Origin of the sequence: Paenibacillus sp. FSL R5-0912 (assembly GCF_000758605.1) — a bacterium.
Taxonomy (GTDB): Bacteria; Bacillota; Bacilli; order Paenibacillales; family Paenibacillaceae; genus Paenibacillus_AQ.
Genome location: NZ_CP009282.1, coordinates 3,533,792 through 3,559,071, shown reverse-complemented (window position 1 = coordinate 3,559,071; position 25,280 = coordinate 3,533,792). Strand labels below are relative to the sequence as shown.

Sequence of the window (25,280 nt, the reverse complement as noted above, 5' to 3'; positions counted from 1 at the left end):
AATATACCCATGTCAAGGAGGATACCACAATGCATTTTCTGGATATAGGCCAGCTCACCGCTGAGCAGATCCTTGAAATATTTGAACTAACCGATCAGCTTCGTTACAGAAGCCCGGAGCCTTTACTTGATGGTAAGACGATGATTCTGTTCTTCCCCGATACCAGTCTGCGGACCCGGATCAGCTTCGAGAAAGGCATCCGGGACCTGGGCGGAGCCTATATCACCTTTCCTCCGGACGCTTTGGATAAGAAGGAATCCCCCGGGGATATGATCCGCTATCTGGAGAACTGGGGGGACGGTATTATCGCCAGATATCCGGAGTTGTCCAAGCTGGAAGAGCTGTCGGCGCACGCTTCGATTCCAGTGATTAATGCCATGACTGCGCACAATCACCCCTGTGAGATTCTGGCTGACCTGTACGCCCTGCGCTCCATCAGAGAGAACTACCGGGAACTGACCTACACCTTCATAGGTCCGGCAGGCAATATATCCAGAAGCTGGATGGAAGCCGCCAAGGCCCTGAACCTCTCATTTAATCATGTATGCACACCTGGAAATGAAATGGGAACAAATACCACCAACTATGCGTTTCACACCAGTCTGGACAGTGTTCTGCCGGAGAGCGACGTTATTCTTACCGATTCGTTGCCCGTAACTTGTCTGACGCAGGAGTATCTTGGTGCCTACCAAATTACCCTTGAGCGGATGAGATGTGCCAAACCGGAGGCAATCTTAAATCCTTGCCCGCCCTTCTTCCGCAATGAGGAAGTAAGTGAAGATGCGATTGCTTCACCTTATTTTGCCGGATTCGGATTCAAGAAAAGTCTGATCTATCTGCAGCAGGCCATTCTTATCTATTGTTTATCCCATTAACTGCAGGATCGGATTGAACCTGTTCATTAAATAAATTCCTTCAGGGCAGTCTTCGGACAGCTTTCAATTTGTTCCTTACAGCCTGCTTCTCAGAAACTGCTGCCTAAGATCAGAACCGGATACGAAATATTTGCGCTAAAAGTGAGAAAGATCGGACCGTCTGCGCGTCTTATAAGTAAATACGTCCATTTGGAGGCAATAGATGAAGGAACAAGACAATGCCGAAATCATAATTGCCGAGGTGCTGGCCGGAAATCGTGAGGCTTTTGCTATACTGGTTGACCAGTATAAATCCGGTTTATACCGTCTGCTGCTGGGTCTCGGTGCGAGCCATCAGGATGCGCAGGATCTGGCGCAGGAGACTTTCATTCAGGCCTATCAGAAGCTGCGCAGCCATAATGAGCAGTCCAGCTTCGCCGCCTGGCTCTACGCCATTGCCATCAACCGGTTCAGATCACAGAAGCGGCGCAAGGCATTCTCTTTCTCGGGAGGCTCCATTCTGGAAGAGAGGGATCAGGCCCCGACACCTGAAGAGCGGTATATGATCAAGGAAAACAAGCTGGAGCTGCAAAAAAAGCTGGCCCGGCTTCCGGAACGCTACCGGATCGTGCTGCTGCTGCGTTATACCAATGAATTGACCTATGAGGAAATTTCCGCCATCACGGGAATGACCTTGCATCAGGTGAAGAACCGTCTGCACCGCGCCCGCTTAAAGCTCAAAAAACAATGGCCGAAACCGAAGGAGGATTCCAATGAAAAAATCGGATTACCGCACACACGATAATGTGGCAGATGAGGTTATGCTGATGTCTCTGTCCGGTTATGAAGATCATCAGATGGATGAGGATTTCACGGGGCGTGTTATGGAGCAAATCCGCCAGACGGAGATTTTGCCTGCATCAAGCGGGTCCATGGCTGGCTATACCAGCAATCCCGGCCGCAGAAGGTTCCGGCATAATGTACTATGGGCAGGCTTGGGTACAGCTGCCATTGCGCTGGCGGTCCTGCTGTTCCTGCTCCCGGACTTATCTGCTCTACAGCAGATCCAATCCGCCAAATCCCAGCGGCTGCTCATACTGCCTTCCGAGTGGAGTGACCATCACCTGCTGGAAGCCAAGAAAGCCGGGGTAGTGAAGCTGCCTGATATTGAGGTCACGGATCAGGGCTATACGCTGACGCTTCAAGAGGTTGTTGCCGACCCGAACCGGATGATTCTGAATCTGAGAATTACCGATGCCAAAGGTCAGCCAGATGAAGAAATGATGAGTATGTTTGATATCACCCAGCTGCAGCTCCGTAACGAGGAAGGGCTAGAAATTGGAGACCTGCAGGTCATCAATCATATGAGTACTAAGCTCGGCCCCGATAAGTTCAGGATTGAATATCTGTTATTAACCTATTATTTCAAAGGAGAACAGCCCGGGGATACCGTATTCATTGAAGGGAAGGTTCATGAGCTGATGCTGGACTACAAGACCAATGATAGGATTTCGGGGAATTGGAGCTTCAGTTATGCTGCAGACATGACAACCGCCAACGCTCTGACAGTGAACTCTGATTTGAGTAAATACAGCTACACCACACCTGAAGGGCTGGAAATTCTGATGAAAGGCATCACGCATTCTCCTGCCGGTGCCAAAATTGAATTCAGTACCCTGCTTAAGGATAAGCTGGCCTCCCAAGTTCCGGAGAACCGCAGGATTAATCTGGGTGTCAGGTATCATTTCGAGAATGCCAAAGGTCAAATCGTAGGATCGCTCATTAATACTAAATATGGCGGAATGTCTGAGATGTACAACGTCGGTCATGATCTCCAATTGAACTGGAGTTATCATTTAACGGAACTTCCATATCTCAGCGAGCCGATTTATTTCGTACTCGACGGCTTCTCCATCCCTGTTGAATCGGATGATTCATTAACGTTCAATCCGGCGCTGCTGAAGACAAAGCCTGCTGTCTTTGCAGCAGAGGGCGATATCTTGAATGTGAATAATATAAAGATCACTGAGACTCAGACCTTGCCGGGTCTGTCGGCCTGGATGGCTGTCAGCGGCAAATTCAGCAATGAATTCGATATGGACAAATGGATAGCCCGGGACGGCAATGGCACCGAGTATGATGTAATCCGCTGGGGTTCCTACCGGGAGGGGGATCTCGTTACCTTTGGCCAGAGTAGTGGGAACTCTGATCTTGTGTATCTGATTGTTGACGGTATGAAATCCATTCCGAAGGAGCTGACGCTAATCCGTACAGTCACAGACAAGCTCTTCAATGACGCCGACTGGAGCTTCGAGTTGCCTCTCTCGGCTGCAACTTCACAATGATTTCCGCGTCTATTCCTAATAATAGGGATTCATTATCCCAATAATAGGAAATGGATGTGAATCTATGAACCGCAGTATTAGGCTATTCTTGCTATTGCTTGTAACCATTGCTGCACTCGGCGGCTGCAGTTCAGTGCAGGCTGGTCCCCCTAAGTCTTCTTCCTCATCCGCTGCTCCAGGATTCACAGGAACGGTGGCCACAAGCACACCTGAACCTGCCGTTTCCCCGTCTGCTCCTGGAGTTACCGTAGCCCCTGGTGCGGAGGCTATACCGGATCCGGCAGATTCCTTCCGGGGTGTCCGGCTCGTCAGCAAACAGGGAGAGGTTATAAGAGAATGGGCTTCAGCAGCCATTAACTTGTTTCAACCGGTAAGGACCGGACTGAACGAACAGCAGCAACTGCTTATCTACCACATCGGCAGTGAGCAGCCAGAGCTTCTGGCGGAGGACGGAAGCATAACATCCTGGCCGGCACCGCAATGGTCCGGTGAGGAACCTCCCTACGGCAATGACTACGGCAATGATGTGCTCTATGCCGACCGGCTGCTGAATGATGAGATTTTCGCTGTCAAAGGAAACCGCACTTTATACCTGGTGAATATTACAACCGGAGAAGCCAAAAAGCTGTATACTGCCAAGCGGCCGGTATATGGCCTCACCGCATCTCCGGATAACAGCCAGGCTGCCCTGCTTGTTGCCTCTGAGCCGTATATAGGTCCTGACGCCGATTTGATTGTGCTGAACCGTAAGGGCGAAGAAGTCTTCAGCAAACCGAGGGCCAGCGTCCAAAGCCACAGTGACGGATTTCTGTTTATTTATCCGATGGCCTGGAAAGATCCCGGTATCCTCACAGTTCCGGTCAGCGGATATGAGCAATATGGTAACGGTGGAGTGAATCTGGTTCATACCGATACTGGGGTAACTGAGTTCTTGGAGAAGCCTTCACTTCCCGCTGGCCTGCTGCTTCTCTTCGAGGAATCCGCCGGAAAGGTGAAATTCCCGGAGGAGCTGCACTTCCTCCCCGAGCCTGGAGACCAGCCCGTGTATTATGCGGTTCAAGGTATGAATTCGGATATCTGGCTGCTTAATCAGAAGACCCGGCAAGCCGTGAAGCTGGAGAGGGGACGTCTGCTGAAATGGACCAGTGACGGCAACCTGCTGGTGGGCAAAACCTCAAGGGAACTGCTTGAGGCCTATATAGGAACAGATTCTTTATAATATGCAGTCACTAGCATAATTTTCGATAGCGTACCTACCACACGCAAAAAAAGCGGGGATCAGCTATGCGCCGGTCCCCGCTTCCCTGTATTCACTACAAATTTATATTTTCTCATCCCAAATTTTCCGCTCATTCTCCTTCACCAGCAGCTCAGCCGCCTCGGGATAGACCTTCTGGAACGGATGATGTTTGGCTTCGATGCTCGTCTGAGTCATCTCCAGTGAACTGAATACATTAGTCTCAATAATCCGGCGGACATTCTCCAGCAGAATTTCTGCAACCGGTCCGGCTTCGCCGATACCGGCGTTGGTTACATAGATATCAAAATCATAGGTTTCCAGCTGGCTGTGGTCCCGCTTATTGTTCACATCGAGCTTCACCACCTCAAGCTCAACGCCCTCCGCCTCTCTGCCACCTCTCTACCGCCTCCCGCAAGGGGAACATTTGTGAGATCGTATCTACGGAAGCGATCACCTTATGTCCCTTTTTGGCCAGCCCGATCGCCGCCCCCTGGCCCAGTCCGCTGCCATGTGCTTCCACTTATACTTCTCGTATAATGCGGTTCGGTTACATTTTCTCATTCGTGCAAGTCTTGGGACTCTTTCCATCACTCGTCAGACTATATTTCCTTTCCTCCCCGTAGGATTACCGCCTTTCACCATACATAAGAACGCAGAATCCCCTAGCAACTTCCTTGATAACTTTTATGTTTCAGTTAATAATTGGTTCTTTAGATTTATATTACATATTGTGAATCTCTCCGATATCTTATTAGGACAGTATTTACTGTATACCACATCTGCCAAAGAGGAGACTTCACATGAACGCTTTAAAGTTATTATCCAAAAAACTAGGTTGCATTCTACTTGCACTGTTACTGGTTACCATCGGTACAGCAGGCGCCAGCCGGACACAAACGGCTTCAGCGGCAGCAGGTAAAGCATATGTGTATTATGTATCCAATGAAGTTCTATACCGTGTAACGACAGACGGAAGTGAAACACAGAAAATCGCCGAGAATTTCGATGGCAACGGATTAATGTCGACAGGTAAATATCTCTATTTTTACTATGAAAGCTCCATGGGTATACAGCGCCTATCTTTAACTGATCCCGATGCCTTAATCACCAATTTTAGCGGAGATCGCAATATTGTCTATTTCTTGATCGATGGCGACTTCCTGTACTTCATGGATGACACGGGCAGCATCTACCGGACTTCAGCCAATGCTGAAGATGATACCCAGCTTACGCGGGTCGCAGACAATGCAGATGCGAACTTCCAGTGCTTCGACGTCCTGAATGGACGAATCTACTATAATGCCTTGAAGGATACAACCACTACCTGGGTAGCTTCTAAGCCTAGTGACGGGAGCGGAGCCATTCAATGGATCGCCAGCGGAGCTATTCAGGATGCCAGTTTCATCCACCCGTATGGTGCCAGCCTTAACCTGATGATTGACACTATTCCTGGTGAAACAGAATATTCCCTTAATTCTAAGGTGCTCTACACGCTTCCCTTAAGCGGAGGGGCTCCCAAAGCAGCCAATGCCAAAAGTCCGCTGGATTCAAATGAAGTGTACGCGGGCACCTGGTCCAATAATTACTTCCTGTTTAACAAAGGGATTAAACTTGATGCAAATGGAGAGAACAACTTCACTACTGGCAAAGGCTTCCTGATTGACAAAAACGGAAAAATCCTTCAACTGAGCCAGAATAGTGTCCTAAGCATCAGCGAGTTAAGCAATACCAAACTGGCATATGTGGATTCCAAAGGCAAAGCATATATCAGCACTCTTGCAAATGGCAAAATAGCCTCTTCTAAGGCACTTGCACTGACTAATGTTATCAATGTCCAAACCGTAAAGAATGGAACCACGCTTACTACCATTTTTTATACCAAAACCGATGCTTATGTACTGAATGCCGATTCAACACTGACCAAGATGGCGGGTGTAGAATCTGACTACTCCGTAATTACAAACGATATCCCGGGTATATATTATATTAACGCTGGAGACAACGATTGTTTGTACCGGTTCAGCAATGATGGTAAAACCAAAACCAAGCTTTCGACTGGTCCCGTAACTTTTATTGGCCTGGTCTCTACGAAATAAATACTAAAGAAACTGGCTCGCTTCAATATTGAAGTGTAAGCCCAGAACGAAAGACCATGCACTGATATAACAGCTGCATGGCCTTTTTTTCATTTAAATATAAATTCACACAAATAACTATATCCCGTCTGAAAAGTTCTGGATCAAGCCGCAGACTTCTTCCGGCTCCGCCATTCATCATTTCAATCAGCAATTCAGCGGCAAGCATTCCAATTTCTTCCTACCGGTGACGTATGGTGGTAAGCGGCGCTTCGTATATGCGGTAAAAAAGCATCATCATAGCCAATCACCGAGAGATCGTCAGGCAACTTTATCCCCTTACGGCCTAATTCCATAATTGCCCCCATAGCCACGAGGTCATTGGCACAGCATACCGCTTAATATCAAGTTTTCTGTCCAGAGAAGGCATTCTGAATTAGCCCGGTTTAAGAGCGTTTCCCGTAGGCCTTGCCCTCTTAGGGCATACCCCTAACCGGCACGGTATATTTGAGGATGCTGACGAATGCCGCACACTGGCGGACCAGTATGAAGTGCAGAATATCTGGTGGGAGAAACCCGGGATTCTCTACCCTTTTCTGATCATGGTGAATTCACTGCCGGCTGGTTTCGCACTGATTGCCACTCCGCCGCACTGCGCGCAGGGGGTGAATTATTTCGTGAATGACTTTTTTCTGCTGCAGCCCTTCAGGGGAATTGGTATCGCGGAGCAAGCGGCTGTGGAGCTGTTTGGACGGTTCCGGGGCGAATGGGAGCTATTTACCAATCCGGCGGTGAAGAATCTAACCGGACAGAAATTCTGGCGGAAGACGGTCTCCCGCTATACGCAGGGTCAATATACAGAGTGCACCGGAGAGACCTTCGACGGGTACCTGCTTGCCTTCAGATTCAATAACCGGATTGAATAAGTGTTAACCTTAATAGTTACACACTGCACAGGTGACACAGCACAAAGGCTGACGCGCTGAAAATACCGGCGGTCAGCCTGCTCTCATCATATTTTACGGCAGAATGGGCACGTTAATTTCCTTGGCATTCTTCCCCGTACCTGTCTTCAGAATCATATTCAGGGACTTGGGCTGATCCAGCAGATTGCTGCCGTATCTCCGTTCAAACCCCTCATAAGTCCCGGATCCCAGCGTCATTCCTAGATGGACAATTCCATATTTTGTAATCGACTGAATTTCATTCCCGTATACAACTTCAAATATATTTTGCCTGTTCTGCCAGGTAATATCTGACTCATTCTTAATTTTAATCATCGTCCGGATCAGAAGGGGTGAGATTTCAACCTTCTCCAGTGTCACTTCGATCCCGTCCAGGACGAAGTCTTCATCCGGCTGAACAATGACAGTTTGCTGCTCTTTGAATTTCGGGTCCAGCTTGAAGCTGACCTTGAGTCTGGGAGAATAATGCATGTCGGCTACAATTGTCCCTGTCTTCGGCTGACCAAGCTTGCCGGTGTCTACAGAGGCGATCTGGAAATCCGCTTCCAGCTGCTCCGGGAACGGCTTGTTCCGGTCCAGATTAATAATGCTTAGGCCGTAGTAAATACGGTTATTGAGCAGGCCAGAAGCCGCCCTATTGCCTCCGATTCCGCCACCGTTCTCCAAATATTGTCCTGTCGATAGATCCTTCATTCGTGCACTGCTGGTACCATAGACCTCCTGGCCTTCAGCCACTTCTGCAGTATACAAAAAGATAATCCGATTCTCATCCGCTGTAACGGCATTCAATGTGATCTTGTAATCTCCGCTAGCGGCACTATGATTAATCATCTGGATATAATTATGCCGGATAGCTGAATCCAGAGTCGCTGCCTCCATATCAAAAGAATAGAGCCGTTTAAACTTTTCCAGCTCTCCCCAATTCACTGCTCCAGGAGGCGCGGAAGTATGCGATGCAGAATCGTGGATTACTGGAATGAAAAATAGGATCATTGCGGCAACCGCAGCGGCAGCCAGACCGATGAAAGAACCTTTGGTGAATCTGCTCTGCCAGCTTCTTCTGCGTCCGCTCTCCATTCCCGCCTGAACTGCCATTCTGACCGCATTGCCTCCGGCGTCCGCTTCAGCTGCCTCGTGCATACGGACCGCATCAGACAACATCGCCCGTTCTTCCCTGCTACTGTTCATTCCATTCACCCCGGTTCTTCATAATCATCCTAAGCTGCTTTAATCCTTTGTGCTGCCAGGTTTTGACTGTCCCTTCCGGCTTCTTAAGCAGGACGGCGATTTCAGCCAAGGTCATATCATTGTAATATTTGAGCAGCAGCACATGACGGTATTTCAGCTTCACCTGCGAGAGTGCCCACTGCATCTCCATAGTATGAGTGCTGTTATGAATGACCGGCTCAATCATGTTCTCCGCTGCGGTTGTGACCGCCCTCTTCCTTCTCCGCTGTTCGTCAATGCAGACATAGATTAATATCCGTATCAGCCAGGATTTGAAGGCCTGGGGATCTTTCAGGGTTCTTCGTTTCATCCAGGCCCGGCAGGTTGTTTCCTGCAAGGCTTCCAGCGCATCGTTGCGGTTGCCCAGATAACTGTATGCAATATGATACAGCTGATTGCTGTGCTCCATAACCGCCTTAACAAAATCCATCTCTTCATGCGGCACAGCGGCAGCAACCCGTTTCATCTCTGCCCCGGACATCGTCATCTCTCCCTCTCCTCTCCATCACTTTTACATGAATTAGACGGAGAGGTGTCACAAACAGTTTTATCCTGCGGCAATGATTATAACAAAAAAAGCCGCATTCCCCGCTGACCGGGAAAAAATGCGGCCTTACTTGTGGAACGCAGCTGATAAGCCGCCGAATATCCTTCGGCTACAGCACCCAGTTACCTTGGCGGAACACCGGCTCGATGGTCCCATCGGCCAGCTCCCCGTCAATATCAAGCTCCGCCGAGCCAATCATGAAATCGACATGTGTAAGGCTGACATTGGCTCCCCTGGCAATCAATTCTTCGCTTGTCATGGAAGTCCCGCCTTCAATGTTAACCGGATACGCACTGCCTAGAGCGAAATGACAGGAAGCATTCTCATCGATCCCGGTATTATAGAACACTCTGTTCAGCCGGGAGATCGGAGAGTTATGCGGCACCAGTGCCACCTCCCCAAGATAAGAGGCCCCTTCATCCGTGTCCAGCAGCGAGGTCAGATGCTCACGCCCGGACTTGGCATCATAGGCTGTAACCTTGCCGTCCGTAAAGGTAACCGTAATTCCGTCCACCAGCCGTCCGTTCAGGTTCAGCGGAAGGGTGCTTTTGACAGTACCATTGACTCCGGTTCGATGCGGCATCGTGTAGATCTCTTCCGTAGGCATATTCGCTACAAAATATACACCGCCGGCATTCTCGCCTCCGCCGCCGCGCCACAGATGACCTTCAGGCAGTTCTACGCGCAGATCCGTGCCCGGTGCACGGTAATGCAGGCTCTTGTAACGCTTGGCATTCATCCGCTCCTGGCTCTGCTTCAGATCACCGATATGACTGCGCCATGCAGCAACCGGGTCCTCACTGCCCACGCGGTTCATCTGGAATACTGCTTCCCACATTGCCTCAATCCGGCCTTCTTCAGGAAGATCAGCGAATACCTTGTCCGCCCAGGCGCGAGTTGGTGCCTTGACCAGCGACCAGCTGATTCGGTTGTTGCGGGTATAGTTCTGATATTTCTTGCGTGCTACCGCAGCAGCCTTAACTGCTGTTGAGACTTTGGCGGAATCAATTCCGCGGAACAGCTCAGGGTCCGGCACCTTAATATGTAATATAGCCCCGCCTTCTTCAGCGAATCCCTCCAGCATGTCCGCGTGCCACTGCGGATAATATCCGAAGGAATCCTCAGAAGCCTTCTCATAACGGATGCGGGTTACAGCTTCATCATCCCAGTCCACAAGCACATATTTAGCCCCTGCCTCATAAGCTTTGCCCACGATAAGCCGGGTAAGCTCCACGGTCTCAAGCGGTGCATGCACCATCAGCACTTGCCCTGGCTGCACGTTTACGCCAACCTTTACCACAAGCTCTGCATATTTCTCCAGCATCAGATCAAAATCCTTCATATCTTCTCTTCCTCCGTATCTATTCCGTCTGTAAATGATTCTTGCCTTGCTTGAACAAACCCACTTGTTATTTTAACGCAAAAAAGGGCATGTGGCGATCAGTTAATCCCCCTCTGCCCATTTTCCTGTATAGACACCGCTCTCATCACTCCGGATAATAAACCGGGCTTCGCTGAACACCGAGTTATGCCGGTAAGCAGACATTGTCAGCTCACTCTCTGTAATCGTCTCTGATGATTCTCCGGTTAACGGAGTCCAATAGATCGTCTCACCCGGCGCTATAGTAATCTCCTTACCAACCTGGTTCACCTTATAATCCGGCGCATTCCAGCGTATAAAGCTGCCCGTACTTGCACTCAGCCTGATCTCATCCGCATCTTCAGCATTTACAATCAGCGTATATCCGGGTGCCTTGCTGTCGGTTACACGGTAGCTTCCATAAGAAGCCTCACGATCCGGCTGCGCCAGCTCCGGTGTTCCGTCTGCAGCATGAACCGTTAGATTGAATACCTTCTGCCATGCCTGAAGCTTCTCCGGTCCGGAAGAAATCTCCCTGTAAAAAAAGGCAAGCAATCCTAGAGCGATAATGAGCAGCACTCCTGCAACGAGGCGAAACCGGGCCTTCTTCATTCCGGTCCTTGTCCTGTTCATTTCCATCCCCCTCCAATCATATTAATCTCCAGGACCTGCTGCGCCGGAGACGGAAAGTGCTTTCCCCCTCCGCCTCCGGTACCGCAGAATCTACTGTTTATCCACCTGCAGCAGCGTAATTGTCTTCAAGTCATACGTATGCGAAATCTTCTCTTCGTCAATCACTTTCAATTTCGTGAGACTCGCTACTTTGGACGGATCTGCCTTGGAGAGCAGCCTCCATAGTTCAGGATCTGACAATGTCTGGAAAAGCTTATCATCATCATATTCCTTCCGGTTCTGCGTGACAAGCTTCACTTTGTAGCTGCCGATAACCGACTCCGCCTTGCCCTGTTCAGCAAAATAGGCCAGAATATCCTGCCTCAGCCCGGCCAGCTCCTTTTCCAGCTCCTTCTGCCTGGTCTTCAGTTTATAATACTGCTGTACCTTCTTCTCCATCTTGTCTCACGCTCCTCTCCTCATATGTATGCAGGAAAGAACGGATAGAATGATTAATTCCATGGATTAAGGCCAGGTTTAATTCTATACTGAAGTCGGTTCAAGCAAGTTATAATAGGGGAATAGTCTGCAACGTTAAGTACCGGGGTCTCATACATAATGTTTAGCATCCTATCGAGAAATCGTTCAGACAAAAACTAAAGGCAGCAGGTGAACCATGTTTCAATCCTATCTTTTTCCGATCTCTTATGCATTTATGGCTTTTCCGTTAGCGGCACTGCTCTTCACTTTGCCGTTCCTGATCGTTCAATACCGCCGGCACGGTTATATCAACAAGATTCGGGCACTGATCCTCTATTTGCTGCTCCTATACTTGCTGAACGCCTTTTTCCTGGTGCTGCTGCCCATGCCTGACTCACGCCATAATGCTGCGCCTACCGGGCATATGCTCCAGCCTGTGCCGCTGCAGTTCATTCAGGACATCTTGCGCAATACGCATCTCTCGCGTAATGACCCGTCAAGCTATCTTAACGTACTGCGTGAAACGGATTTCCTGCTGGCTGCCTTCAATGTTGTACTGACTCTACCTTTCGGGCTGTTTCTGGGCTACTATTTCCGGACCCGATGGGTCGTGTGCATCATGCTATCTTTCGGGCTGTCGCTATTGTTTGAGATTACACAGATTACCGGAATTTACGGTTTCTTCGACCATCCTTACCGGATCTTTGATGTCGATGACCTGATCACCAATACGTTCGGCGGAATAGCCGGATTCCGGATCGCCTTATGGATCTCCAGACTGCTGCCGCGGATTGAACAGCTGGACAGCCAGGAGGATTTATCCGCCAAAAAGGTTACCTACACCCGCAGAGGCCTCGCTTGCCTGCTGGATGCAGTCCTATGGATGTCAGCGGCACTTCTGCTCAATCAGCTATCTCTGAATATTTCATTCTGGGCAGTCAGTGTGGTGTATTTCCTGATTGTCCCTCTCTTTACCGGAGGGCGGACGCTCGGCAAATGGGTGGTGCGAATCCGGCTGGGCAGTGCGGATGGCGGTCCGCTCAAATTATGGATGGTGTGGGTGAGGTATGGACTACTCTATGGATTGCTTGGAGGAATAAACTTCCTGTCCCTTGATTCTGCCTTAATGCTTAATTTCGGCACTGCCAGTTCTACGGTTATACGAATTACAGCCGCGCTTGCCGATCTGATCTTCTTCATTCATCTGATTCTGCGGATGTTTAAGCGTGACCGGCCGCTATTCTATGAAGAGTGGAGCCGGACCCGCAATGTGATTACCTGGCCGGACCCGCAGCCGGCTGCTGCCGCTGAGACGCTAGCCAACTAAAATTCTATGTATAGAGAGAAGAAAACAGCCATGAAAAATAATGATGCAGACCTTAGCAGCAACCCCCTCAGCAACATTCAATCCCCCGCCCGGGAATGGCAGGAATGGATAATTGAAGCGGATATAACAGCCATGCAGCAGGAAATGGAGCAGGGAAAATTATCTTCCGAGCGGTTAACAGCGCTGTATTTAGAGCGGATTGACCGGTATGACAGCCTGCTGAAATCTGTACTGGAGATTAATCCGGATGCACTAGAGATTGCCCGGGGGCTGGATCAGGAACGCCGGGACAAGGGAGTGCGTAGTCCGCTGCACGGAATCCCAGTACTTGTTAAGGATAATATCGCTACTTCGGACAAGCTGCACACCAGTGCGGGAGCGCTGGCATTGGCAGATTACAGGGCTGCTGAAGATGCCGTAGTAATTAATAAGCTGCGCGCTGCAGGCGCAGTGATTCTGGGAAAAGCAAATATGACGGAGTGGGCCAACTTCATGTCGCCCACCATGTGGGCGGGATACAGCTCACGCGGCGGACTGGTGCTGAATCCTTACGGGCCCGGCGAGCTGTTCATTGGCGGCTCCAGTTCGGGAAGTGCTGCGGCCGTTGCCGCTAACCTGGCAGCTGCCGCTCTGGGCACGGAAACTTCGGGTTCCATCATTTGTCCGGCTGCCCAGAACTCGCTTACCGGCATCAAACCTACGTGGGGGCTGGTAAGCAATGCGGGGATTATACCAGGGATCGGCAGCCAGGATACCGCCGGTCCGATGGCCAGAACCGTATCGGATGCCGCACTCCTCCTCAGTATCATTGCCGGTACCGGAGAGCATCCCCACGGGACTTTATCGGATGGGACAGCAGGCAGACAGGATTATACTGCCTCTCTGGATATTGAATACGTGAAATCCAAACGGATTGGTATCCCGAGATTCTATTATCGGGATTTGGATGAGGAGGCTCTGCTCCTGATGGAATCTGCCATAGCTGTTCTTAAAGAACTTGGCGCTGAAGTCATTGATCCCATTGAGCTTCCTTGCCAGAATGCCGAGTGGAATGCAGTTATTCTGCAATATGAATTCAAAAAAGGCTTAAACCGTTATTTAAGCGGCCTGCCTGCTTCTATCCCGGTGCATTCCCTGCAGGAGTTAATCGAATTCAACAACCAGCACAGCGCACAGGCGCTGAAATATGGTCAGGGAACGCTTGAATGGCTGGATACTTCCGGAGACGACATTACGGAGCAGGAATATCTGGAGCAGCTGCAATTCTCCCGGTCCATGGCTGGCAGACAAGGCATCGATTATGCACTGGAGCATTACGGTCTGGATGCCATCATGTTTGCCGGATTTCACGGCACTGACCTGGCAGCCAGAGCCGGCTATCCGCTCATTACAGTCCCGGCCGGATATACCACTACCGGGATAACTGCACCGGGAGGCTATATCACCAACGGTCCACAGGGGGTCACCTTCTCCGCCTCAGCCTTCAGCGAAGCCGTGCTGATCGGCATTGCTTACAGCTTCGAGCAGGCCACGAAACACCGGCGCCCTCCGCTTCTTGACACGGCCGGAGAAGCTGATTGATGTTACAAATAGAGGCGGTACCCCGCAACCCGGGATACCGCCTCTATGCTTTATGTTCTTTTGTACAACAAATATAAATCTACACTCCCGCCGCATCGGCAAGATGAAGGACTACCGGACAATGATCACTGCCAAGAATATTACACTCTATCCCTGCATCCAGGAGGCGCGGGGCCAGCCGCGAGGAAGCGAGGAAATAGTCGATCCGCCAGCCTACATTCTTCTCTCTTACCTTCGGCATATAGGACCACCAGCTGTAGGCACCTTCAAGCTCAGGATAGAAATACCGGAAAGTATCAACGAACCCGGCCTCCAGCAGCTCTGTCATCTTTCCGCGTTCTTCATCGGTGAATCCTGAATTGCCGCGGTTTGATTTGGCATTCTTGAGATCAATATCCTGATGCGCCACATTCAAATCCCCGCAGACGAGAACCGGCTTATGCGCATCCAGCTTCTGCAGATAATTGCGGAATTCATCCTCCCATTCCATCCGGTAATCCAGTCTCGACAGATCCCGTTTGGCATTCGGAGTGTATACATTCACCAGATAGAAGTCTGCAAATTCCAGGGTAATAATCCTTCCCTCGTCTTCGGTCTCCTTGTCCAGACCATATCTGACAGACAGCGGCTTAATCCGGGTGAAGACGGCTGTGCCTGAATATCCTTTTTTGAGGGCATAATTCCAGTACTGCGAATACTCCTCACCGTGGTCAAGAACAATCTGACCCTCCTGAAGCTTCGTTTCCTGTACACAGAAGATGTCTGCGGCGCTTTCCCGGAAATATTCGTTAAACCCTTTATTCACACAAGCTCTTAGACCGTTTACATTCCAGGACACCAGCTTCATCGTTGTCATTCTCCTTACCATTCACTAGAATTAGCTCCAGTGTACCATACTATTCGCACCCGGTAAGCCTTGACTTAAGTCCGGCACGGATGGACGACACCTTTATCGGGGTCTATCTTCTGGAGCTGGGAGGCAAATCTGCACTGGTAGGCCAGTCCTTTTTCATAGCCGCAATCAGCGAGATTGTAGTCTTCCCCTTAATCTTCTGGTGACTGCGCAAGGGCAAGGAGCTGAGTGTCCGGCATGCTGGCCTCCTATGCGGAGGCGCAATCTATCAGGCTTACGGCGGCAGAGTGCTCTACTTCAGCATAGCTGCCATGTCTTTTGCCGGAATGCTCTTCGGGCGTAAAATGCTCCAGCTTCGGTCATAGACCAAATCCATAGAGTAATCGAACCGCAAAGAGCCTCCGCCCGCCATGGGTAGAGGCTCTTCTTCTATTTCATTCTAACTCTCATCACCCTATTAAAATGTGCTAATCTCCCAAGACATTCGTTGCAGCAATCATAGTTTCGGCGAATATGATATCCTATCAAACGAAAAGGAGGTCATTACCATGGCAATCTTGTTACCGCAACAATTCTTCAACCTGGCTGCAGGCGTTGGTAAATCATATTATGAGAATCTGGCTGGAGGCATCAACGCGGCTGTAACTGTAAATAACAACTCCGGTTTCCCTGTGGACCTTGTTCTTTACAGAGTCAATGCTCCAGTCGTCACTTATACTATTCCTGCGCTGAACAGTCTCACAATTTCTGTAAACCTGCTGCTTGTTGCCGCACTTCTCAGCTCAGCTGCAGGCGCAGTCTTCGGCACCATCGAAGTTGCAACCTCTGATTTCTAATCTAATGTCAGAGTATCCCCCTCATACTCTCTCATTAACATTCCCTTGTTTAACATCTCCGGCTGTTTAACGGCCGGGGATGTTTTTGTGCTGCTATGACACAACCTCTGATTCAGGCATCGGTCCGATATACGTAGATTGCGGGCGGAAAATCCGGTTATTGGCCGCTTGCTCCAGTATATGGGCCGTCCAGCCGACAATTCTACCAGCCGTAAACGTTGGAGTAAATATCTCCGGTGAGAGCTGCAGCGCCTTCAGAATGGCTGCGGCATAAAACTCGACGTTAGTGAACAGCCGCCGGCCCGGTTTGTATTCCTCCAGCAGTGCAATTGCAGTGGCTTCTACATGCAGAGCAAGGTCAAAGGATGCATCCTTGCCGATCATCTCCAGCGTGGCAATCTGCAGTGCTTCCGCACGGGGGTCCTTGGTCTTATAGATGCGGTGTCCAAAGCCCATCAGCTTCGTCCCGTTATCCAGCGCATTGCGCAGCCAAGGCTCTGCCCGCTCTACCGTCCCGATATCCTCCAACATTGAGATTACTTCATAAGGTGCACCGCCATGCAGCGGTCCTTTCATCGCCCCGATAGCTCCGCATACCGCTGCGCACATATCGGATTCAGTCGAGAGCACTACCCGCCCGGCAAAAGTCGAAGCATTCATGCCATGCTCCATACAGAGAATCAGATAGGCGCTGAGCGCCTTGACATGGGCTTCCTCCGGCAGCTTTCCTGTCAGCAGATACAGATAATTCGCAGCATGACCAAGCTCAGGAAGCGAATCCAGCGGTGCCAGGCCCTGCAGGCTGCGGGCTCTGTATGCGATGATCGCCGGTAGAACGGCTGTCAGCCGTACCGCTTGCTTCAGCGTTGGCGGCCAGGTCGTATTCTCTTTATCGCCTAGCGCGGCAACTGCACTCTGCAGCACCAGCATAAGCGGTACCGACGCCGGAAACAGATCCAACATTTTGCAAAGATATTCTGGAATAACTCTTTCCTCTGCCATCTGTGCCTTGAGCAGCGCCAGTTCCTCTGCATCCGGCAGACGCCCGTTCCAGAGCAAATAAGCCACTTCCTCGTAACTTTTGCTTACCGCAAGCTCTTTGGCCCAATATCCGCGGTATACCAAATGTCCTTTCTCCCCATCAACCAATCCAATTTCAGTTTCTCCGGCAACTACGCCTTCCAATCCGGTTACTTTAGCCATTGACCTTTGCTCCTTTTACGATCCCGCAGGAATTAATTCATCATATAAGGAGTATAAACGTCAAAATTGATATTGTATATTTATAGTTTTTTATGATTCCATAAATAATATCTATCACCCTATGATTCAGGCTCCATCAGCTGCTTCAGCTTGGATTCGGTATTGGAATCTCCGGCGGGGGTGTAGATGCTGCAGCGCAGATCGGTGCTGCCCTGCACCTGAAGTGAGGTTAAATGGAACAGCATTTTTCCGGCTTTGGCATGCCGGAACTCCAGTACTACGTCCGGAGCGGAGCTTACCCGGCTCTCCTCCCATAGCTGATGGAACTCCGGATGCTGATCTTTCATCTCCATAATGAAATCATCATACCAGCGGTCCTCCAGATATTGTCCGTAATAGGCGCGGAAAATCGACAGGTACCCTCGGACAAACTGCTCCCAGTTCACGGCCAGCCGTCTGAATTCCTTGCGTACAAATAGCAGGGAGATCATATTGCGCTGCTCCGGCGGCAGCTTGGCGAAATCGAGAAACACATGTGCGGCCGCCTCATTCCAGCCGACAATACCGCAGTGCCGGTCCGAGATAATTGTCGGACAGCTCTTCAGCTCCTGCAGGATCTTCTGCAGGGACGGATGAATCACTGAGCTCTCCTCTTGAGGATAAATCATACTTCCCGGCCCGTTATCCAGGGCCAGGGCAAATAAGTAACTCCGCTCATCCTTGGTCAGCCGCAGTGCTGCGGCAATACAATCCAGAACGGATGGAGATACTTTGATGTCACGCCCCTGCTCAAGCCACGTGTACCAGGTATTGCTGACTCCGGCCAGCTGTGCCACCTCTTCGCGTCTTAGCCCCGGCGTTCTTCTGCGCGATCCTTCCGGCAGTCCTGCCGCTGCCGGCGAGATGGCCGCACGTCTGGATTTCAGGAAATCGGATAATGCTTGCAGCCTGTTCTGATTGGACATTGAATCTCCCTGCCTTCCGGTTGGTCTGCCTATTAGTGTGGTAGTAATTATACTAGTATAAACTACAACTTGTAATAGGATAAGTTAAATGGAAAAATAGATCTATAAAGAAGCTTGAACAGGAGGATTATCGTATGGAACGCGTAGTGATCACAGGGATGGGCGTAATTTCGCCGCTTGGCAATACCGTCGAACAGTTCTGGAGCCGCTTGGCTGCTGGTGAATCGGGGATCACTCCGATTACTACTTTTGATACTGCACATTTTAAGACCAGAATTGCCGGCTCTGTACAAGAGTTCGATCCTGACGCCAGATTCGGCCGCAAGGAAGCGCGGCGCATGGACCGGTTCAGCCAGTTCGCACTTGCCGCCGCCGAGGAGGCCTGGGCCCATTCCGGCCTGCAGCTGGACAGGATTGACCGCGAACGGCTCGGTGTCTATGTAGGCTCCGGAGTAGGCGGCATCCAGACCCTGATGGAGCAGGGTGATCTGCTGCGCTCGCGTGGCCCGGAGCGGGTAAGTCCAACCCTGATCCCGATGCTGATCTCCAATATGGCAGCAGCAATGATCAGCATTAAGCTTGGAGCCTTAGGGCCGACCCTCTCGCCGGTCACTGCCTGCTCGATTGGTAACACGGCCATCGGCGAGGCCTTCCGCCTGATCCGTTACGGCGGAGCCGATGTGATCATCGCCGGGGGTGCCGAAGCGGCGGTGACCGAAATTGCCCTGGCCAGCTTCGGCAATGCAACCGCCCTATCCACCCGCAATGAGGAGCCGCAGAAGGCCAGCCGGCCTTTTGACCAGAGCCGTGACGGCTTTGTTATCGGGGAAGGCGGCGCAATTGTGATTCTGGAGTCGCTCTCCCATGCCTTGCAGAGAAATGCTGTAATCTATGGCGAAGTAACCGGTTATGGTGCCAGCTCTGATGCTTATCACATGGTAGCCACTCATCCTGAAGGCATAGGTGCCTACCAGGCGATGAAGCTGGCGCTGAGAGAGGCCGGAATCACTCCGGCGGAGGTGGATGTAATTAGTGCCCACGCGACCAGTACGATCGTCGGAGACCGTTCTGAGACCATGGCAATCAAGAAGCTGTTCGGCGATGACGCCTACCGGATTCCGGTTACAGCGAACAAATCTATGACCGGACATGCACTCGGAGCCGCTGGCGGCCTGGAAGCGATCTCTCTGCTTAAAAGCATGCAGGAGGGCCTGATTCCGCCGACAATCAATCTGGAGCAGCCTGACGAATTGTGCGACCTGGATTATGTTCCTAACCATGCCCGTCAGGCGGATCTGAAGATCGGGATCTCCAATTCCTTTGGCTTCGGCGGACATAATGCGGTCATCGTACTGCGCAGGTATGAGGAGTAAGTCAAGGTAAGCTTACGGTATTCAGTGGTGTGGGAATAGAATGTTGCTACCTGAGCAGCGGATCTCCGGATGGAGACCCGCTGTTTGTCATACAAGTTACCGGTCACGCAGCGGGACTGGAACACAGGCGACAATATCTGACATTGGATTCGTTACTGGGAGAATGGAGTCTTTTAGGAAGCACTCTAGACCTAAATGTTGTACGTTCTGCAACTCTGACCGATTAGTAGCCGGGTGTTCGGCAGGATCAGAGAAATGTTGTATTATAGGATGATTTTATAAGAAGTTACCCTATCAAGATCTGCATATAAATCAATTGAAATACGCAATAGTTTTCTCAATAAATGCCTTGGCCGATTGAGTCAGAAACCGGTCTGACCGGTGAATGATCTCAAAGTGACGGTATGGCGGATCATCTGTAATTCGGATGCAGCGCAGTGTCGGTTCATTCATCGCTTGGATCAGAGGATACGGCAGCAGGGTTCCTCCGACATTGGCTTTTACCAGGCTAATAATGGAAGTGGCCGAACTGATCTCCATGATCGTATTTAAGCTGAAGCCATATTTACGGCAATAGTTATCCACCAGTTCTCGGCCTGTAAATCCTTCGGGGAACATCACCGTTTGGATATCACGCAGCTCCCGGATACCAATTGAACTTCGCTTCGCCCAATCATGATTCTCGGAAACGACGAGCACATATTCTTCACTGCACAAAGAAATGCGTATAAGCCGGTCATCAGGAGCAGACAAGACGTCGATGCCGATGTCTACTTCATTCTCCAGCACTTGATTCAAGACGAAGACCGAAGAGACAACCTTCAGCTGCACCTTCGGGAACCGGGTATGAAAATCTGCCAGCAAAGGAGTAATCCGGTAGTCCAGATCGGAAGGGAGAACCCCGATTACCAGTCGGCCCCGCTGATCATTGCGGAATTCAGCTAATGCATCCCTGGTATTCTGTAAATGACGGATCATCTGTACACAGTGCTCCAGAAACAGATTTCCTGCCTGTGTCATCACAATCCTTTTGCCGACCCGGTCGAATAAGGGAACGCCGAGTTCATCCTCCAGCGCACGTATTTGTTGACTCAGGGTAGGTTGGGATATGCCAAGCTTCTCAGCTGCCCGTGTGAAATGAAGCGCCTCGCACACCGCAATGAAGTTTTCCATCTGACGAATCTCCATATCAGCCACCTCCAATCATTGGTTTTAGTAATCATTTTAATAGAAACAATAGTATTGTTCAATCATTCTAATGATTCTATACTTAACCGTGCATCCCCCAATGCTCTGTCACGGGCTCATGCTCACGGGTGAAAGCCACAATACTACTACCATGAGGAGATTCAGAATGAAACTTTTTTACATCGTCTTGGCGCTTATCCTGGCTTCACTGAATTTACGGCCGCCTATTACATCCATTTCTCCTCTAATGAGCACCATACAAAATGATCTGGGTATAAGCGGGATTACCGCCAGTCTCTTAACCACACTTCCGGTATTGTGTATGGGCCTATTTGCTCCGTTCTCCGTTAGATTAAGCAGAAGGTGGGGAAACGAAGGGGCCATTGTTCTGGCTCTAATCCTCATCGGGCTGGGTACGGGATTACGCTGGTTTGTGGGTACTACTCCATTGATAATGTTCACTTCTTTTCTGTCGGGTGTAGGGATTGCATTGGCAGGACCGCTGTTGTCCAGCTTCATTAAACAGCATTTCCCTGACCGGGTGGCAGCCATGGTAGGGATCTACTCTTCAGCGATGGTGGCGGGGGCGAGCATTAGTGTGGGACTATCGGTTCTGCTTCAGCATCTGCTGGGGGGATCATGGAGGAGTTCACTTGCTGTATGGGCATTCCCCGCAGCCGTTGCATTGCCTGTCTGGTTGCGGTTAGCCTGGTCTGCGCACACAGACCGACAATCCGGTATAAATAAGAGTGTACTTGATGCACCTCTTCCGGTGAAAAACAGGCGTGCCTGGGTGCTGACCCTATTCTTCGGGCTGATGGCAGCGATCTTCTATTCCTTAACCGCCTGGCTCGCACCAGCCATCCAAAGCCAGGGGTACAGCCAGGAGACGGCCGGAAACATCCAAACCTTATTCACATTGATATCGCTGCCCGCTACGTTGTTCATTCCCATGCTTGTACACCGCTACCAAAGACGTGTATTCTGGCTTGTCGGGTGTGCGTTAATGGAGTTGACCGGTGTCCTGATGCTGAACCTATCCGTTAGCCCTTGGCTCGCAGCGGTCCCGCTCGGTATTGGTGCGGGCGGACTGTTCCCGATTGCATTAATGTTGCCCATTGATGAAACAAGCAACGCCCAGGAAGCCAGTAGCTGGTCTGCAATGACTCAATCCGGCGGTTATATTCTCGGAGCGCTTGGGCCGCTGGCCATGGGCTGGTACTACGATGCTACGGGCAGCTTCGTACAAGCATTCTATGGTTTGGCTGGCATCATCGTGCTTCAGATTATCGTTCAATTGGCAATTGGGAACAAAAAAGTTCTCTAGAATAAAAAACAGCGGCAGCCAGGGACTATAGTTCGTCCTTTGCTGCCGCTGTTTCGTATAACAGGTGATCCCTTTACTTTATATTTCTGCTTACAATAGCTTTGACCGGGATAAATTCACTTGTTCTGTGGGGATACATGGCTTCCCCAGACTGAGATGCCTTCCGCCGACAATGCCGTGAATGTCATTACGTTGCTGGCGGTTGCTTCATTCCATTCACGCAGGAACACGCCGCTATACTCCGTCCCGTCTATAGTCAGCTTTGCATTATGCTCATCACCCAGGCTCCATGTGCCTGTTACTGTACCGCTTATCGTCCCGTCTGTGTTCAGCTTAAGAAGCTGCGACTCTACAATCTCAGCGGAAATATCTTTGCCGTGATTGATATATTTGTACTCGCCGGCCACATCCTTACCGGAATACTTGCCGATCTTCTCCCCGCTGTAGCGGTGGGGCGCCACTACCGGCCAGCCCGCTTCGTTCAGGAACATCTGGTGCACCCGCACTTCATGCTGCTCGCCAAGATACGGGAACCGGGTATGAAATATTAGATAATACTGCCCGCTCTTCTCATTGTAATATGCCGAGTTATGTCCGGGAGAGACATACCCTGCACCGCTGGCTGAGAGTTCCTGATCTGTATTCAGGAACTCATAATTCCCCATCAGCTTCACCCCGTAAGGGGCATACGCCGGATCATCAAACAGAACACCAGGTGTCCCCTGCGCGTCAATCATAGCTTTGCCTTCAGAATCCTCAAACGGTCCATCCGGTTGCTTGGAGCGGGCAACACGGATATTATAGCCGCCATTCGCATCTAGCCCTCCGTAAGACAGGAACAAGTAGTAGTAATCCGTCTCCGGACTGTACAGCATATAAGGCCCTTCTATCCGGGCATGATTCGACCCCAGCAGCTTCTTCCCATACCCTTGGTCTGCCAGCGGAAATCCCGTAGCCGGGTCCAGTTCCAGAATGAAGATGCCTCCGGAATACGAGCCATAGACCATCCACAGCTTGCCTTCCTTATCAAAAAACACATCAGGGTCTACTACATTCGGCTTCTCTGTGGCATCATAGACCTCACCGTCATCCCCGATGCCGGCCATTCCCGACTTAAGAATAATTCCCTTATTCTTATAAGCACCATCGACCTTGTCAGCGACTGCGATGCCAAGTGCCGACAACGGTGAATCTCCCCGGCAGGCATCGTAATACATATAGAATTTCCCGTCCGCCAGCTGAATGACATCAGGCGCCCACAGGGTGTCCGATTGTGCCCAGTTGAGAGTCTCACTGAGTTCCTCCGTTACATTGGGGATAAGCACGTTGCCATCCGTTACCCCGGAGGAAACCTGAGTCCACGACATCAGATCTTTAGAATTGGCCGATGCCAAATGCGAACCAAACACATAATAAGCATCGTCAGCCTTGATCACGGATGGATCGTGTACCGATACATTCTCAAATTCAGGTGTGCTTACAGCATTCCCGCCGCTGCAGGCAGACAGCAAAGCTAAGGATATCAAAGCGGTTAGCGTTCTTGTTATCAAGTTATAACCCCCCTTATGTATACCCTTACATTTTGCTGCGCACAGACCAAATAGTCAAGATTTTTATTTATACTTATTAATATTGTTTTAGGTTTATTTAAACTATAAAGTCTGGAAAACCCGTCATGCATGTTCTAGGTGTGGTCCTGAAAGGCAAAAAAGCGCCAAGCCGCAATCGGCCTGACGCTAATCTTAATAGTATGTGCTATAGCCCTGTTCTTAATACTCGCTGCTGTTCTGCACTAGAACCGGCTCCGGATAGGTGTTGCTCAAAACGCGGCGCTGCTTCTTCACGACAGCCGGCGGTTCTACCGCGGGTGCCATCGGATGCATCAGCCAGGACTTCACAAGATGAGTATCGGAAACCTTGTACATTGGCGGTTCTTTCTCCATGTCAATCGCCATAGCATATGTGCTCCGCAGTGCGAAGGCATCACCCTTAGGCGGCTTAATCAGATCTGGAGGTGTGCCCGGAATCGCTGTCAGCAGAGATCCCTTGCTCTCAAGACTTGGCATGGAAGCCAGCAAGCCCCAAGTATACGGGTGTCTCGGGTCATAGAAGATCTCTTCCGCTGTACCCATTTCCACAATTTGTCCGGCATACATAACTGCTACGCGGTCAGCCATTCTCGCCACAACCCCAAGGTCATGGGTGATGAAAATGATCGCTGTATCAATCTTCTTCTGCAGGTCCTTCATCAGATCCAGAATCTGGGCCTGAATGGTTACATCGAGCGCGGTTGTCGGCTCATCGGCAATCAGAAGCTTAGGGTTAGCGGCAAGAGCCATAGCGATTACGACACGTTGACGCATCCCGCCGCTGAACTCATGCGGGTACTGCTGGAAACGGCGTTCAGGAGAAGGAATTCCCACCAGATTAAGCAGCTCAATGCCGCGTTTGTAGGCAGCATCCTTAGAAATTTTCTCATGCTTGAACAAAACTTCGGTAATCTGTCTGCCGACCTTCATCATCGGATTCAGCGAGGTCATCGGATCCTGGAAGATCATTCCGATTTCCTTGCCGCGGATTTTTTGCATTTGCTTCTCATTCTTGCCGATCAGATCTTGTCCATCGAACAGAATCTGTCCACGCTTATATTCGCCCGCAGGCTGAGGAACCAGCTTCATGACTGCTTGTGAGGTTACGCTCTTACCGGAACCGGATTCACCTACAATCGCCAGAGTCTCCCCTTTATTTACATGAAAGCTGACACCACGGATTGCTTGGACTTCTCCTCCGCGTGTTCTGAATGATATAGCTAGGTCTTTTACCTCTAAAAGGCGCTCCATCCTGTCACCCTCTCTGCTTCTTTTCAAATTATGATAATAATTCTCAGTAGTCAAAAAACACGCAATAATATTATTTTATCTA

The 25,280-nt window shown here is 50.4% G+C and carries 27 protein-coding genes; 12 read left to right on the top strand and 15 right to left on the bottom strand.

All coding sequences use genetic code 11. The features are described from left to right. Window positions 1-29: 29 nt before the first annotated feature. The 4 genes from R50912_RS14995 to R50912_RS14980 all read left to right on the top strand — a co-directional run bounded on the left by R50912_RS14995 (window position 30) and on the right by R50912_RS14980 (window position 4,418). The gene (locus R50912_RS14995) at window positions 30-875 is read left to right on the top strand and encodes an ornithine carbamoyltransferase (RefSeq protein WP_042236027.1); all 846 of its coding nucleotides are present in this window, start codon (window positions 30-32) and stop codon (window positions 873-875) included. A gap of 202 nt (window positions 876-1,077) precedes the next feature. Beyond that, window positions 1,078-1,659 (top strand): RNA polymerase sigma factor, encoded by a 582-nt coding sequence (locus R50912_RS14990; protein WP_042236025.1) that lies wholly within the window; start codon window positions 1,078-1,080, stop codon window positions 1,657-1,659. Next, entirely contained in the window at window positions 1,628-3,199 is a 1,572-nt protein-coding gene (locus R50912_RS14985; protein WP_042236024.1) for a DUF4179 domain-containing protein, read from the top strand. The genes R50912_RS14990 and R50912_RS14985 overlap by 32 nt, the downstream gene beginning before the upstream one ends. A 64-nt stretch (window positions 3,200-3,263) precedes the next feature. Next, on the top strand, window positions 3,264-4,418 hold the full coding sequence (locus R50912_RS14980) for a hypothetical protein (protein ID WP_042236022.1): 1,155 nt from the start codon (window positions 3,264-3,266) through the stop codon (window positions 4,416-4,418). Window positions 4,419-4,520: 102 nt separating this feature from the next. Here the strand turns inward: R50912_RS14980 and R50912_RS33310 are convergent, their stop codons facing one another. After that, on the bottom strand, window positions 4,521-4,787 hold the full coding sequence (locus R50912_RS33310; protein ID WP_197073085.1) for an SDR family NAD(P)-dependent oxidoreductase: 267 nt from the start codon (window positions 4,785-4,787) through the stop codon (window positions 4,521-4,523). Window positions 4,788-4,809: 22 nt separating this feature from the next. Next, on the bottom strand, window positions 4,810-4,959 hold the full coding sequence (locus R50912_RS34975; RefSeq protein WP_156123134.1) for a hypothetical protein: 150 nt from the start codon (window positions 4,957-4,959) through the stop codon (window positions 4,810-4,812). A 280-nt stretch (window positions 4,960-5,239) separates the two neighbouring features. On the opposite strand from R50912_RS34975, the gene R50912_RS14970 reads away from it, so the two are divergent. After that, on the top strand, window positions 5,240-6,535 hold the full coding sequence (locus tag R50912_RS14970) for a DUF5050 domain-containing protein (RefSeq protein ID WP_042236021.1): 1,296 nt from the start codon (window positions 5,240-5,242) through the stop codon (window positions 6,533-6,535). Window positions 6,536-6,557: 22 nt separating this feature from the next. Here the strand turns inward: R50912_RS14970 and R50912_RS14965 are convergent, their stop codons facing one another. Beyond that, a complete protein-coding gene (locus R50912_RS14965) occupies window positions 6,558-6,743 on the bottom strand; it encodes a hypothetical protein (RefSeq protein ID WP_042236019.1) in 186 nt (61 codons plus the stop codon). Next, window positions 6,730-6,870, bottom strand: a complete 141-nt coding sequence (locus R50912_RS36455) for a type 1 periplasmic-binding domain-containing protein (protein WP_197073084.1) — start codon at window positions 6,868-6,870, stop codon at window positions 6,730-6,732. Before R50912_RS36455 ends, R50912_RS14965 begins: the two co-directional genes overlap by 14 nt. 195 nt (window positions 6,871-7,065) lie before the next feature. On the opposite strand from R50912_RS36455, the gene R50912_RS14960 reads away from it, so the two are divergent. Then, entirely contained in the window at window positions 7,066-7,440 is a 375-nt protein-coding gene (locus R50912_RS14960) for a hypothetical protein (protein ID WP_052416342.1), read from the top strand. Between the two features lie 93 nt (window positions 7,441-7,533). Here the strand turns inward: R50912_RS14960 and R50912_RS14955 are convergent, their stop codons facing one another. The 5 genes from R50912_RS14955 to R50912_RS14935 all read right to left on the bottom strand — a co-directional run bounded on the left by R50912_RS14955 (window position 7,534) and on the right by R50912_RS14935 (window position 11,684). Beyond that, window positions 7,534-8,667, bottom strand: coding sequence for a DUF4179 domain-containing protein (locus R50912_RS14955; RefSeq protein WP_081956508.1), 1,134 nt, complete (start codon window positions 8,665-8,667; stop codon window positions 7,534-7,536). Next, the gene (locus R50912_RS14950) at window positions 8,657-9,193 is read right to left on the bottom strand and encodes a sigma-70 family RNA polymerase sigma factor (protein WP_042236015.1); all 537 of its coding nucleotides are present in this window, start codon (window positions 9,191-9,193) and stop codon (window positions 8,657-8,659) included. Before R50912_RS14950 ends, R50912_RS14955 begins: the two co-directional genes overlap by 11 nt. Before the next feature lie 169 nt (window positions 9,194-9,362). Then, window positions 9,363-10,595 carry an aminopeptidase gene (locus tag R50912_RS14945; protein WP_042236012.1) on the bottom strand — a complete coding sequence of 411 codons (1,233 nt, stop codon included), beginning with the start codon at window positions 10,593-10,595 and terminating at the stop codon, window positions 9,363-9,365. Window positions 10,596-10,697: 102 nt separating this feature from the next. After that, on the bottom strand, window positions 10,698-11,246 hold the full coding sequence (locus tag R50912_RS14940) for a hypothetical protein (RefSeq protein WP_042236010.1): 549 nt from the start codon (window positions 11,244-11,246) through the stop codon (window positions 10,698-10,700). 90 nt (window positions 11,247-11,336) lie between these two features. Next, complete coding sequence (locus R50912_RS14935; RefSeq protein ID WP_042236008.1) at window positions 11,337-11,684, bottom strand: hypothetical protein; 348 nt, start codon at window positions 11,682-11,684, stop codon at window positions 11,337-11,339. A 217-nt stretch (window positions 11,685-11,901) separates the two neighbouring features. Between R50912_RS14935 and R50912_RS14930 the strand changes: the two genes are divergently transcribed. Both R50912_RS14930 and R50912_RS14925 read left to right on the top strand, forming a co-directional pair. Continuing rightward, window positions 11,902-13,032, top strand: a complete 1,131-nt coding sequence (locus tag R50912_RS14930; RefSeq protein ID WP_042236007.1) for a VanZ family protein — start codon at window positions 11,902-11,904, stop codon at window positions 13,030-13,032. Between the two features lie 30 nt (window positions 13,033-13,062). Then, the gene (locus tag R50912_RS14925) at window positions 13,063-14,613 is read left to right on the top strand and encodes an amidase family protein (RefSeq protein WP_081956507.1); all 1,551 of its coding nucleotides are present in this window, start codon (window positions 13,063-13,065) and stop codon (window positions 14,611-14,613) included. A 79-nt stretch (window positions 14,614-14,692) separates the two neighbouring features. Here R50912_RS14925 and R50912_RS14920 read toward each other — a convergent pair whose 3' ends face one another. Beyond that, window positions 14,693-15,460 carry an exodeoxyribonuclease III gene (locus R50912_RS14920; RefSeq protein ID WP_042236005.1) on the bottom strand — a complete coding sequence of 256 codons (768 nt, stop codon included), beginning with the start codon at window positions 15,458-15,460 and terminating at the stop codon, window positions 14,693-14,695. Between the two features lie 89 nt (window positions 15,461-15,549). Here R50912_RS14920 and R50912_RS36210 point away from each other — a divergent pair, with 89 nt between their 5' ends. Next, window positions 15,550-15,672, top strand: coding sequence for a hypothetical protein (locus tag R50912_RS36210; RefSeq protein WP_269322102.1), 123 nt, complete (start codon window positions 15,550-15,552; stop codon window positions 15,670-15,672). A 342-nt stretch (window positions 15,673-16,014) separates the two neighbouring features. Further along, on the top strand, window positions 16,015-16,302 hold the full coding sequence (locus R50912_RS14915; RefSeq protein ID WP_042236003.1) for a hypothetical protein: 288 nt from the start codon (window positions 16,015-16,017) through the stop codon (window positions 16,300-16,302). Between the two features lie 93 nt (window positions 16,303-16,395). Here R50912_RS14915 and R50912_RS14910 read toward each other — a convergent pair whose 3' ends face one another. Further along, window positions 16,396-17,505 carry a citrate synthase/methylcitrate synthase gene (locus tag R50912_RS14910; protein ID WP_042236002.1) on the bottom strand — a complete coding sequence of 370 codons (1,110 nt, stop codon included), beginning with the start codon at window positions 17,503-17,505 and terminating at the stop codon, window positions 16,396-16,398. A gap of 119 nt (window positions 17,506-17,624) precedes the next feature. Then, window positions 17,625-18,470, bottom strand: coding sequence for a helix-turn-helix transcriptional regulator (locus tag R50912_RS14905; RefSeq protein WP_042236001.1), 846 nt, complete (start codon window positions 18,468-18,470; stop codon window positions 17,625-17,627). Between the two features lie 134 nt (window positions 18,471-18,604). Between R50912_RS14905 and fabF the strand changes: the two genes are divergently transcribed. Further along, window positions 18,605-19,843, top strand: a complete 1,239-nt coding sequence (gene fabF / locus R50912_RS14900; RefSeq protein WP_042236000.1) for a beta-ketoacyl-ACP synthase II — start codon at window positions 18,605-18,607, stop codon at window positions 19,841-19,843. Between the two features lie 312 nt (window positions 19,844-20,155). Here the strand turns inward: fabF and R50912_RS14895 are convergent, their stop codons facing one another. Continuing rightward, entirely contained in the window at window positions 20,156-21,031 is an 876-nt protein-coding gene (locus R50912_RS14895; protein WP_052416341.1) for a LysR family transcriptional regulator, read from the bottom strand. A gap of 166 nt (window positions 21,032-21,197) precedes the next feature. Between R50912_RS14895 and R50912_RS14890 the strand changes: the two genes are divergently transcribed. Further along, window positions 21,198-22,358, top strand: coding sequence for an MFS transporter (locus tag R50912_RS14890; protein WP_042235996.1), 1,161 nt, complete (start codon window positions 21,198-21,200; stop codon window positions 22,356-22,358). Window positions 22,359-22,474: 116 nt separating this feature from the next. On the opposite strand, the gene R50912_RS14885 is transcribed toward R50912_RS14890, so the two are convergent. Then, window positions 22,475-23,908: an arabinan endo-1,5-alpha-L-arabinosidase AbnB gene (locus tag R50912_RS14885; RefSeq protein WP_052416340.1), complete on the bottom strand. Its 1,434-nt coding sequence runs from the start codon at window positions 23,906-23,908 to the stop codon at window positions 22,475-22,477. A gap of 219 nt (window positions 23,909-24,127) precedes the next feature. Continuing rightward, window positions 24,128-25,198, bottom strand: coding sequence for an ABC transporter ATP-binding protein (locus R50912_RS14880; protein WP_042235994.1), 1,071 nt, complete (start codon window positions 25,196-25,198; stop codon window positions 24,128-24,130). Between the last annotated feature and the right edge of the window lie 82 nt (window positions 25,199-25,280).